This is a genomic window from Streptomyces sp. NPDC046821, from assembly GCF_040645335.1.
GTDB lineage: Bacteria > Actinomycetota > Actinomycetes > Streptomycetales > Streptomycetaceae > Streptomyces.
The window spans coordinates 96,984-109,042 of record NZ_JBEYYB010000016.1 but is presented as its reverse complement, the minus strand read 5'-3'; the positions used below and the strand labels follow the sequence as shown (position 1 = coordinate 109,042).

Below are 12,059 nucleotides of genomic sequence, written 5' to 3'. Positions count from 1 at the left end.
CGGTCCGTCGGTGGCGGGTCCGCCGGGAGGCGTCTCGCAGGCGACTCCGGCGCATGGTTTTCCGCGGGTGACTCGGTCGGGGGGTACGCCTCGTGCGGCTGCGCCTCAGGGTGGGCCCCGGGCCAAGCTTCCCCAGGGGGCACCTCAGGGCACGCCGCCGCAGGGCACTCCTCCCGTGACTCCGCCTCAGGGTGCGCCCCGGGCGACTCCGCTTCAGGGGTCGCCCCATGGCACACCGCCTCATGGCACCCCTGGCATGACCCCGCCGCAAGGCGCCCCCCGGGCCACTCCGCCTCAGGGAGCCCCTAGGGGTACCCCGCGGCGAGGCGTCCCGCAGGCGACGCCCGCCCGTGGTGTCCCGCAGGCGACCCCGCCCCGTGGTGTCCCCCTCGCGACCGCGCTCCACCGCTCGCCGGAGGCGACCCCGCCGCACGGCTTCCCTCAGGGCACGCCCGCCCATGGCGTTCCGCAGGTGCGCGGTGGGCACCCCGAGGAGTCCGAGGAGTTCGAGGGTGCCCGCGGGGAGACCCGTACGGGTGTCGGGTTCGCGCCCGCGCCGGGGATACCGGCACCGCGGCAGGACTACGTGGACGCGTTCGCCCCGGCCGGTCCGACCGTCGACGTGTACGCCGACGTCACCGACTGGGACGCCGACGCTCCCGAGACCGCCGAACCCACCGAACCCACCGAGTCCGAGGCCGGCGGCAAGCGGCGCAAGGGGCGTACCTACGCCGGGATCGCCGCGGCCGCCGTAGTCACCGTGCTCGCCGTCGTCGTCGCGGGCCACGTTGTCCAGGGCCGCGGAACCGCGACCGACGCCCGCGCGCGGGCCGCCGCCGACGCCGGCGGGCGCCCGACGACCGGGTCCGCGTCCCGGTCCGACGACCGCGCCGTCACCCCGCTGACGTACGACCAGAAGATGGCCGAGGCGTATCCGCTGTCCCCCGCGCTCAAGGCGTCAGGGGAGTTCACCGCGGTGCCCGGATTCGACAAGGCGCCGGGCGGTGGGCGGAAGTTCCGCTACCGGGTCGACATCGAGAACGGGCTCGGTCTCGACGGCGAACTCTTCGCGCAGGCCGTCCAGAAGACCCTGAACGACGACCGGAGTTGGGCCCACGACGGCGCCCGGACCTTCGAGCGGATCTCCTCGGGCGAGCCCGACTTCGTGATAACGCTCGCCAGCCCCGGCACCACCGGCGTCTGGTGCGCCAAGTCCGGGCTCGACACGACCGAGGACAACGTCTCCTGCGACTCGGCTTCCACGGAGCGCGTCATGATCAACGCCTACCGCTGGGCGCAGGGATCGACGACGTACGGGGACGACAAGATGCATCTGTACCGGCAGATGCTCATCAATCACGAGGTCGGGCACCGGCTCGGGTACAACCACGTGACCTGTACGAAGAGCGGCGAGCTGGCGCCCGTCATGCAGCAGCAGACCAAGTTCCTGACCCTGGACGGAATCACCTGCAAGCCCAACGCCTGGGCGTTTCCCGAGAGTTGAGGCGCACGGCTCCAGGGCTGGCCTCTGCTTGACTCACCGTAATCGCATGGGCGCATAGCGCGACAGAACGCTACCCGTGCGGGAAAGTTACGGCCGTTCACCCCTTTTGGTGGCGTGATGGACAACCGTCCATCACGCCACCGGCATGTCCGCATACGTTCGTCCCGCTGAGCCACCGGGAAGACGGCGGCTCCTCATGCGGGAGATCGGGGGTGTACTCGTGCGCATCGGACTGCTTACGGAGGGTGGCTATCCGTATGTGAGCGGTGAGGCCAGACTCTGGTGCGACCGGCTCGTGCGCGGGCTTGAGCAGCACGAGTTCGACCTCTACGCGCTCAGCCGCAGCCCTGAGCAGGAAGAACACGGCTGGATCGAACTCCCGCCGCAGGTCAGCCAGGTGCGCACCGCCCCGCTGTGGACCGCCGAGGACGACGGCATCGGCTACGGCCGCCGGGCCAGGCGACGCTTCGCCGACGCGTACGGGGAGCTGGCGGCCGCCGTCTGCACGGGTGCCCTCCCGGACGCCACCGGCTCCGGATCCCTTCCCGCCGCGTCCGCAGGCGCCGAGGCGGACCGTTTCGGCAACGCCCTCTACGCCCTCGCCGAACTCGCCCGCGACGAAGGCGGACTCGTCGGCGCCCTGCGCTCCGAATCCGCCGTGCGCACGCTGGAGCGCGCCTGCCGCGCCCCCGGCGCCCTGCGCGCGGCCCGCGCCGCCCGTGTCCCCGACCTCCTCGCCGTCGCCGGCCACATCGAGCGCATCCTGCGCCCGCTCTCCCTCGACTGGTACGGCGACGACGGCCTCGCCTCGGTCGATTTGTGCCACGCCACGTCCGGCGGCCCCGCCGCCCTGCCCGGACTCGTCGCCCACCACTTCTCCGACGTCCCCCTCCTGGTCACGGAGTACGGCGTACAGCTGCGGGCCCACTACATCGCGGCCGGCGACGCCGAACTGAGCGCCCCCGTAAGGGCGATGCTCGCCGCCTTCCACGGCCGGCTCGCCGCCGAGACGTACCGGCAGGCCGCCGTCATCACCCCCGGAAACACGCACGCGCGACGCTGGCAGGAGCGATGCGGCGCCGACCGCGCGAAGCTGCGCACCGTCCACCCCGGCATGGAGGCCTCCCGCTTCGCCGAGATCGGCGAGCGCGAGGAGCCGGGGGAGCCCGGCGCCCTCGTCTGGGTCGGCCGCATCGAACCCGCCAAGGACCTCATCTCCCTGCTGCACGCGTTCGCGGAGATCCGCAAGGAGGAGCCCAAGTCCCGGCTGCGCCTCGTCGGGGCACCCGCCGAAGGGCCCGAGGCGGCGGCTTACCTCGCCCAGTGCAAGGCGCTGGCCGCCCAGCTCTTCCCCGACGAGGCGGACGGCGCCCACTCCATGGGCGACAACCCCGTCTCCTTCGAGGAGATCGGTGGTCCCGAGGCACCCGACCTCGCGGCCGCGTACGGCTCCGGGAGCGTCGTCGTCCTGTCGAGCGTCGTCGAAGGGTTCCCCATCAGCCTCGTCGAGGCGATGTTCTGCGGTCGAGCCACGGTCTCCACGGACGCGGGCGCGGTCGTCGAGGTCATCGGCGGTACGGGGCTTGTGGTGCCGCCGCGCAATCCGCGGGCGCTCGCCGACGCGTGCGTGGCGCTGCTGCGTGACCCGCAGCGCCGTGAACGCCTCGGTGCCGCCGCACGGGCGCGGGCGCTCGAACTGTTCACCGTCGAGCAGAACATCACGGCATTTCACGGCATTTACCTGGAGATCATTTCGCACTGCCCCGTCCGCCGCGAGGCCGTGGACGAGTCGGGGGAGCCGCTGCCCTTCGCCAATCCGGCGGAGGCGCATGTGCCGGGGCGCTGGACGGCGTCCGCGGGGGAGTCGTCGGCGGACGGAGACGGGGGTGGGGTCGGCGGTGTGGGTGGTGGTGCGCGTGGCGGTGCGGGTTTGGGCGGTGGCTTCGCCACGTGGCCGGCCGGGCATCGGGGTTCCTCCGTAGGGGTGCCGAGCTGGGCCGACGGGGCGGCGGCGGTTGGAGCACGTGCTGGTGCGGTTGCTGGGGAGCGGCCGGCCGGTGAGCAGGGGGAGCGGGATTCCAGTGAGAGGGAGCAGATGGCCGGGGTCATTCCCGGTGGGGAAGGGGACGCGTGAACAGTCAGGAGTTGGACGGTGGGGGCGCGGGGCTCGGCCTCGACGTCGCCGAGGGGGCGGATCTTGGGCTTGAGTTCGGCTCGGGGTTCGGTTCCGGGTTCAGGTCGGGGGGCGGTTCGGAGTTGGGCTCCGGGTTTGGCTCGGGGGCGGGCTCCGGGTTGGGTTCGGGGTTGGACTCCGGGTTCGGTTCGGGGCTCGGTTCGGGGTTGGACTCCGGGTTTGGTTCGGGGCTTGGCTCGGGGCTGGACTCCGAGCTTGGCTCGGGGCTCGGTTCGGGGTTCGGGTTTGATGCGCCGAGGGTGCCGGGTGGGGCGGACGCGTGGGGCGCGGGGTCTCAGCGGGCGCTGGGGGCTTCGGAACCGGGACCGTTGGATCCGCCGGGGGAGTTGAAGCCGGAGCCCGTAGGGGAGCCGGGAGGGGATTCCGCCGCTGACGGGTTCGCCCCAGATGCGGTCGACGAGGCCCTGGACGAGGCGCTGCTGGACGAACTAGCGGCCTGGCGCGCCGCCTCAGCGTCCACCGGCGCCGCGCGGCCCGACGCGTCCGCCCACATTCCGGTCACTCATCTCACTGACCGGGACGGCGACGACGACGGCCAAAGCGAGACCGACCAGGCCGGCCGGCCCGTCGAACTCACTCGGCCCGACGAGCCCACCCGGCCCGGCAACCCCGGCCCGCCCGGCGCCGCCACGGGCCCCGCCAAAACGCCCGAAGACGCCTCCGCCGGAACCCGTCGCCGTACCGGCGTCGACCCCGTCAAAGCCCTGATGCACCGACACCGGGACCTGTGCGAGCGGGCCATCGACGCCCTGGAGATCGCCGCCGGCCTTGAGGCGCACGGCGTCACCGACCGGACCGCCGCCCGCTTCCGGCACCGTGACGTCTTCTCGCTCGCCGAGGAGATGTACGCGCGCGTGCCCCGTGACACGGAAGCCGAACCGGAAGCGTCACGCGCGGCCACCGACGAGCCCAGCGGCCGGCGTCCCGTCTGGGCCGCCCTCGCGCTGCTGCCTGGCATCGTGTGCGCGCTCACCCTCGTGGGCCTGCGCTTCACCGACGGAAAGCTGTGGCTCGCGATCGGGGCCGGCGGCGCACTCGCCGTCTCCGTCGCGCTCCGCGTCGCCCTGAGCCGGGGCCCGCTGCACGCCACCGCCCGCACCGCACCCGCCACCCGCGTCTGGACCTGCTGGCTCCTCGCCTACGCGCTCCTCGGCGACGGACTCCTGAACGCGGCCATCGCCGGAGGACCCGACGGAGCCTGGGCGCCCGCCACGGCACCCTTCCTCGCCCTCGCGTTCGCCGTCGCCCCCGCCGCCTGGTGCGCACGCCTCTTCAGCGCGGCGGCCCGGCGCAGGCTCGCCTCCAGCCGGGGCCTCGAAGAGTTCGCCGCCTCCGTCCGCCCCCTGCTGCTCGCCGTCTTCGTACTGTTCGTGGGCGCGCTGTGCACCCTCATCGCGGTGGCGGGCGCGGTACTCGGCCAGAGCGCCGCGTACGCGGGAGCCGGGACGCTCGGCGCGCTCCTGCTGCTCGCCCGCCTCCTCACGGCGCACGGCCGCACGCACGCGCCCGCCGTCGTCCTCGGAGCCGCCGCTGCGGCCGAAGTCCTCGCCCTGGCCACCGTGTTCGCCGGCCGCCTCCCCGGCTGCGGCTTCCTCGCCGTACCCGTCGAGACCGCCGTCCAGGCCTGGGGGCCCGGCGCCGTACCCGGCCTCACCTGCGGTGTCGCCGCGCTCGCCCTGCTCGTCCACGCGGCCCGCAACCTCACCAGGGCCTCCGCCCACGCGCCCACGGACGCCACGCAGTGACCGCGCACGAAGCCCGACGACCACACGAAGCGGCCGGACCGGCCGCCCACCTCCCGCGGGGCCGACACCGCGGGCTCGTCCAAGACCCACGGCAACACCCCGAAGGAGAACGCGAGATGACCACCCCTCCCCCCGGAGGCCCCGGACCATCCGGACACCCCGGGCGCCCGGGACTTCCCGGAGAACTCGGAACGCTCACCCAGGGAGGCGTTCGATGAGGGTGCTGCTGATCGGAGCCAACGGATACCTCGGCCGCTTCGTCGCCGACCGCCTCCTCGCCGACCCGGCCGTCCAGCTCACCGCGCTCGGCCGCGGCGACGACGCCGACGTACGGTTCGACCTCGCCACCGGCAGTCCCGGCGCGCTCACCCGCTTCCTCGACGCGGTCCACCCCGGAGTCGTCATCAACTGCGCCGGAGCCACCCGAGGCGGCGCCCGCGACCTCACCCGCCACAACACCGTCGCCGTCGCCACCGTCTGCGAGGCACTGCGGCGCAGCGGCTGCGGAGCGCGGCTCGTCCAGATCGGCTGCGGCGCCGAGTACGGGCCCTCGCAGCCCGGCTCCTCCACCGCCGAGGACGCCGTGCCGAGGCCCGGCGGACCGTACGGCGTGAGCAAGCTCGCCGCGACCGAACTCGTCCTCGGCTCCGGACTCGACGCCGTCGTCCTGCGCGTCTTCTCACCCGCCGGACCCGGCACCCCCGCCGGCTCACCGCTCGGCCGCCTCGCCGAGGCCATGCGCCGCGCCATGCAGTCCGGCGACGGCGAGCTCAAACTCGGCGGACTCGGCGCCCAGCGCGACTTCATCGACGTACGCGACGTGGCCCGCGCCGTGCACGCGGCCTCGCTCTCCGCCGCGCAGGGCGTCATCAACATCGGCTCGGGACGTGCCGTCCGGCTGCGGGACGCGGCCTCCGTGCTCGCCCGCGTCGCCGGCTTCGGCGGCGCCCTGCACGAACTCGACTCACCCGGCGGCCCCGTGCGCAGCGTGCTCGGCCACCCCCGCTCCGACCCCGACCACGCGGCGCCCGCCGCGTACCCGTACCCCGACGGCTGCGGCAGCTGGCAGCAGGCCGACGTGCGCACCGCGCGCGACCGGCTCGGCTGGCGCCCCCGCATCAACCTCGAGGAATCACTCGCCGACATCTGGATGGAGGCGGCATGTCGTATCTGACCCCCACCCTCTTGGGCGCCGCGAGCACCGACACCCGGCTCGGCTTCGGCATCCCCGGCTACGCCCACCCCTTGATGGCCCCCGTCGAATGGGCCGAACTCACCCGCCCCGGGACCCCCTTGCACTGGGTCGTCCTCAACGTCGCGGGCGGTCCCGGCGCCCGCCCCGACCCGCACTGCCTCGAGGCCTCCGGCAGGCTGCGCAACCAGGGCGTGCGGGTCCTCGGCCACCTCGACCTCACCTACGGAGCCCGCTCCTTCGGGGAGGTCGTCTCGGACGCCCACCGGTACCTCGACTGGTACCGCGTCGACGGGTTCTCGCTGGACCGCTGTCCCACCGAGCGGGCCGCTCTCCCCGAGGTGCGCCGCATCGTGACCACGCTGCGCGCCCTGCGTGAGGACGCTCACATCGTCCTCGGCCACGGCACCCACCCCTACCCGGGTTACGCGGAGACCGCCGACCAGCTCGTGACCTTCTCCGGGGCGTGGAGCGACTACCGCTGGGCCCAGGTCGCCGAATGGACCGCCGACTATCCCCCGGATCGCTTCTGCCACTTCGTGCACGGCGTCCCGCGCGGGCACCTCGACGAAGCGCTCCGCATCGCCCGCTGGCAGGGCGCGGGCACCATCTACTTCACCGACCGCACGGACCGTGGAGGCGCCGCCGACCCCTGGGAGGCCATGCCCGGCTACTGGGACGAAATCGTCTCGCGGGTCGGAACGGGTGTCTCGGAATGAAGAAGGGCGTGGCAGTGTTACTGCAAGAACCACTGTTCCGAATAGACGATCAACGGAGCCCCCGTGTCGCTGCCACCCCTGGTAGAGCCAGCTGCTGAGCTCACCGTAGACGAGGTCCGCAGGTACTCCCGCCACCTGATCATTCCCGATGTCGGGATGGATGGGCAGAAGCGGCTGAAGAACGCCAAGGTGCTCGCCGTGGGCGCCGGCGGCCTCGGCTCGCCCGCGCTCATGTACCTGGCCGCGGCCGGCGTGGGCACGCTCGGCATCGTCGAGTTCGACGAGGTCGACGAGTCGAACCTCCAGCGCCAGATCATCCACAGCCAGGCCGACATCGGCCGCTCCAAGGCCGAGTCCGCGAAGGACTCCGTCCTCGGCATCAACCCGTACGTGAACGTGATCCTCCACGAAGAGCGGCTCGAGGCCGACAACGTGATGGACATCTTCAGCCAGTACGACCTGATCGTCGACGGCACGGACAACTTCGCGACCCGCTACCTGGTCAACGACGCGTGCGTGCTGCTCAACAAGCCGTACGTGTGGGGATCGATCTACCGGTTCGACGGCCAGGCGTCGGTCTTCTGGTCCGAGCACGGCCCGTGCTACCGCTGCCTCTACCCGGAGCCCCCGCCGCCCGGCATGGTCCCCTCCTGCGCCGAGGGCGGCGTCCTGGGCGTGCTCTGCGCGTCCATCGGCTCCATCCAGGTCAACGAGGCCATCAAGCTCCTCGCCGGCATCGGTGAGCCGCTCGTCGGCCGCCTGATGATCTACGACGCCCTGGAGATGCAGTACCGCCAGGTCAAGGTCCGCAAGGACCCCAACTGCGCGGTCTGCGGCCCGAACCCGACCGTCACCGAGCTCATCGACTACGAGGCCTTCTGCGGCGTCGTGTCCGAGGAGGCCCAGGAGGCGGCGGCCGGCTCGACGATCACTCCCAAGCAGCTCAAGGAGTGGATCGACGACGGCGAGAACATCGAGATCATCGACGTCCGCGAGCCGAACGAGTTCGAGATCGTCTCGATCCCGGGCGCCACGCTGATCCCGAAGAACGAGTTCCTCATGGGCACCGCCCTGGAGAGCCTCCCGCAGGACAAGAAGATCGTCTTGCACTGCAAGACGGGTGTCCGCAGTGCGGAAGTCCTCGCGGTCCTGAAGGCCGCGGGCTTCTCCGACGCCGTGCACGTCGGCGGCGGCGTGATCGGCTGGGTCAACCAGATCGAGCCCGAGAAGCCGGTCTACTAGACCGTCCGTCGGCCCACGCGGCCGGCTGAGCTCTTCCGAACGGGTCCCGCACCTCAGGTGCGGGACCCGTTCGCCGTTTCCGGCGCCCGGGTGCGGGCCGTCCTCAGGAAGACCGTTCTCAGGAAGTACAGACCTTGCCGTCGCGCGGTATTCGGCCCTCCAGGAGATACGCCTCCACCGTCGAGTCGACACAGGCCGACCCGCTCCCGTAGGCGCCGTGCCCCTCGCCCTTCCAGGTCAGCTCCACGCCGACGCCCTTGCCCAGCTCGTCGGCCATGTGGCGGGCGCCTTCGTACGGGGTCGCCGGGTCCCCGGTGTTGCCCACGACGAGGATCGGGGCGGCCCCGGGCGCGCTCACCTCGGGCGTCGCGTGCTGGCCCGGCACCGGCCAGTCATGGCACCAGCCCGCCGTGTCCCAGGCCATGAACTCCCCGAAGACGGGCGAGATCGCGCGGAACGAGCCGAGCCGCTTCCGCGCCTCCGCCGGCGTCGGCCGCTCCTTGTCGTCGAGGCAGGAGATCGCCCGCTGTGCGTGACTCTGCGAGCCGTAATGCCCCTCGGAATTCCGTTCGTTGTACGCGTCGGCCAGCGCGAGCAGCTCCGTGCCGTCACCGTTCTCGGCCGCGGCCAGCGCGCTGGTCAGCGAGGGCCAACTGCCCTTGCTGTACAGCGTGATGGTGATGCCGATCGTCGCGAGCGACTGGGTGAGCTTGCGGCCGTCCGCCGTCGGCAGCGGCTTCGCGTCGAGCCGCTTCAGGAGCGCGGCGATCTTCTGCGTCCCGCGATCCGGGTTCTGGCCGGTGGCCTTCAGGTAGTCGTCGAGGGCCCGCTGGAAGCCCCGCGTCTGACCCAGTGCGTGACCCACGGTGCCCGTCGTCGGGTCGACCACGGCGTCCAGGACCAGCCGGCCCACCCTCTCGGGGAACAAGTGGGCGTAGACACCGCCCAGTTGGGTCCCGTACGACACGCCCAGGTAGTGCAGCCTGTCGTCGCCGAGGACCTGACGCGTCAGGTCCATGTCGCGGGCCGTGTCGTCCGTCGACAGATGTCCGAGCAGCTTGCCGGCCTGTCGTGCGCAGCCCGCGCCGAAGTCGGCGGCGTCCTGGAAGTACGCGCGCTCCTCGGCCGGGGTGTCCGGCGTCAGGTCGACGGACTCGGCGGCCTGGATCGCCTTGTCGTCGCGGCAGCGCACCCCTTCGCTGCGGCCGACGCCGCGCGGGTCGAAGCTCACCAGGTCGTACCGCTCGCGCAGCTTCGCGTAGCGGGGTGCGAAGGCGGGCAGCAGCGAGACTCCGGAGCCGCCCGGTCCGCCGAAGTTGAACAGGAGGGAGCCGTCACGTCCGCCGCCCGTGGATTTGGCGCGGATGAGGGCGACGCCGATGGTCTTCCCTTCAGGCTTCGCGTAGTCGAGCGGCGCCTTCAGCGTCGCGCACTGCCATTCGGGACCGGGAGCGGCGCTGTCGTCGGTGGCCTCGCAGGCTCCCCAGTGCAGCCGCTGCGACGTGAGCGCGGCGGGCAGCGCCGGATCGGTGCCGGTGTTCTGCGCGGACCGGGACGGCGGTGGCTGGGCCTGCCCCTTCCGCTCACCGTTCCCGGACGGGTCCCCCGGCCCGCCACACCCCGCGACGGCACCGGCCATCAGCAATCCCGCGGCCATCAGCGCGAGCGAACGCATACGACGCGACACCGGCATCTCCCCCCTGGCGATCCCCCTGGCCTGCCCCGGTCAGAATCCGAAGGCAGGCAGATCCGAAAACTGTCAGATCCGAAGACAGTCAGACCATCCTAGGCAGCGCCTCTGGCAACGCCCCTCGCAACCGCCTGACCAGGGAATTCAGCGCCCGCGCCCCCAACTCCGGGGCTATTTGCAGACCGTCCCGGCCTTGGGCACGGTCCCGTTCAGCAGATAGTCGTTCACGGCGTTCTGCACACACGTGTTCCCGCTGTCGTACGCGCCGTGCCCCTGGCCCTCGTACGTGAGCTCCACGCCCACACCCTTGCCGAGCGAGTCGACCATCTTGCGCGCACCCTCGTACGGCGTGGCCGGGTCGCCGGTGTTGCCGACGACGACGATCGGCGCCGAACCGGGCGCGCTCACCGTGGGGTGGTAGGCCGCACCGGGGACCGCCCAGTCCGTGCAGCTGAGCATTCCCCACGCCAGATAGTCGCCGAACACGGGAGAGGCGGCGCGGAACTGCGGAAGCATCGCCCGGACGTCCGCCACCGTGGAACGCGACTTGTCGTCGGCGCAGTTGACCGCGACGTTCGCTGCCTGGATGTTGCTGTACGTCCCGTTGTCGTTACGGCCGTTCAGCGAGTCCGACAGCAGCATCAGGATCTTGCCGTCGCCGTCGTAGGCCTGCTGGAGGCCTTCCGTGAGGTACGGCCAGAAGTCCTTGGAGTAGAGCGACTGCGCGATGCCGTTCGTCGCCGCCGTCTGTGTCAGCTGGCGCGGGGAGACGCCCGGGATCGGCTTGGCGTCCAGGTCCTTGAGCAGCTTCGCGATCTTCGCCTCGACCTCTTCGGGGGTGTTGCCCACCGGGCACGGCTCGGGCTTGGAGGTGCAGTCCTTCGCGTAGTTGTCGAGGGCGAGCTGGAACCCCTTGGTCTGGCCGAGCGCGCCCTCCACGGAGTTCTGCGTCGGGTCGACCACGCCGTCGAAGACCGCGCGCCCCACGTTCTTGGGGAACAGGTGCGCGTACACGCCGCCCAGTTCCGTGCCGTACGAGATCCCGAAGTAGTACAGCTTCTTGTCGCCGAGGACCTGCCGCATCAGGTCCATGTCGCGGGCCGCGTCCGTGGTGGCGACGTGGGGGAGTACCGGCTTGGAGTTCTTCTCGCAGGCGTTGTTGAACTGCGTGAGGTTGCTGACGAGCTGCTTCGTCTCGGCGGTGTTGTCAGGTGTGGAGTCCTGCTGGAAGAACTGGTCGAGCTGCTGGTCGTTCTCGCACTTCACGCCGTCGCTGCGGCCGACGCCGCGAGGGTCGAAACTCACCAGGTCGTAGCGCGTGCGCAGCTTGGCGTACTCGCTGCCGAAGGCGGGCAGCGTGGTGACTCCGGAGCCGCCGGGGCCGCCGAAGTTGAAGACGAGCGAACCGATGCGCTGGTTCGCTGGGCCGGAGGCCTTGGCGCGTACGAGGGCCAGGTCGATCGTGTCGCCCTTGGGGTTGTTCCAGTCGAGGGGCGCCTTCATGGTGGCGCACTGCCACGCGGTGCCGCCGGGCAGCGGGGAGGGCGCGGGGCCGCCGCCCTCCGAGTTGGCGGGCGCGGGGCAGTCCTTCCAGTCGAGGGTCTGGGACTGCAGGTCCACGTGCTGTGCGCTGCTGTTGCCGCACGCCGCGAGGGGGGAGATCACGAGCGCGGCGACGGCGGCCAGGGCAGCGGCACGCGGCCGGGGCGGAGTCGGCATGTATCCATCCTGCGCCTACACCTGGAGGGATGCTCGGGGCGAGGGCCGCGCGAG

General features: G+C 72.0%; 8 protein-coding genes. 6 read left to right on the top strand and 2 right to left on the bottom strand.

What is annotated here, in order from left to right:
- The first annotated feature begins 256 nt into the window (after positions 1–256).
- The 6 genes from ABZ893_RS30210 to moeZ all read left to right on the top strand — a co-directional run bounded on the left by ABZ893_RS30210 (position 257) and on the right by moeZ (position 8,596).
- Positions 257–1,504, top strand: coding sequence for a DUF3152 domain-containing protein (locus ABZ893_RS30210; RefSeq protein ID WP_361409973.1), 1,248 nt, complete (start codon positions 257–259; stop codon positions 1,502–1,504).
- A 220-nt stretch (positions 1,505–1,724) separates the two neighbouring features.
- Entirely contained in the window at positions 1,725–3,638 is a 1,914-nt protein-coding gene (locus ABZ893_RS30205) for a DUF3492 domain-containing protein (RefSeq protein ID WP_361410213.1), read from the top strand.
- A 368-nt stretch (positions 3,639–4,006) separates the two neighbouring features.
- Complete coding sequence (locus ABZ893_RS30200; RefSeq protein WP_361409970.1) at positions 4,007–5,443, top strand: hypothetical protein; 1,437 nt, start codon at positions 4,007–4,009, stop codon at positions 5,441–5,443.
- 214 nt (positions 5,444–5,657) lie between these two features.
- The gene (locus ABZ893_RS30195) at positions 5,658–6,617 is read left to right on the top strand and encodes an NAD-dependent epimerase/dehydratase family protein (protein WP_361409967.1); all 960 of its coding nucleotides are present in this window, start codon (positions 5,658–5,660) and stop codon (positions 6,615–6,617) included.
- A complete protein-coding gene (locus ABZ893_RS30190; RefSeq protein WP_361409964.1) occupies positions 6,605–7,354 on the top strand; it encodes a spherulation-specific family 4 protein in 750 nt (249 codons plus the stop codon). The genes ABZ893_RS30195 and ABZ893_RS30190 overlap by 13 nt, the downstream gene beginning before the upstream one ends.
- 63 nt (positions 7,355–7,417) lie before the next feature.
- Positions 7,418–8,596, top strand: coding sequence for an adenylyltransferase/sulfurtransferase MoeZ (gene moeZ, locus ABZ893_RS30185; RefSeq protein WP_361409961.1), 1,179 nt, complete (start codon positions 7,418–7,420; stop codon positions 8,594–8,596).
- Between the two features lie 118 nt (positions 8,597–8,714).
- Here the strand turns inward: moeZ and ABZ893_RS30180 are convergent, their stop codons facing one another.
- Both ABZ893_RS30180 and ABZ893_RS30175 read right to left on the bottom strand, forming a co-directional pair.
- On the bottom strand, positions 8,715–10,283 hold the full coding sequence (locus ABZ893_RS30180) for an alpha/beta hydrolase (RefSeq protein ID WP_361409958.1): 1,569 nt from the start codon (positions 10,281–10,283) through the stop codon (positions 8,715–8,717).
- A gap of 174 nt (positions 10,284–10,457) precedes the next feature.
- Positions 10,458–12,005: an alpha/beta hydrolase gene (locus ABZ893_RS30175; RefSeq protein ID WP_361409955.1), complete on the bottom strand. Its 1,548-nt coding sequence runs from the start codon at positions 12,003–12,005 to the stop codon at positions 10,458–10,460.
- Positions 12,006–12,059: the final 54 nt, after the last annotated feature.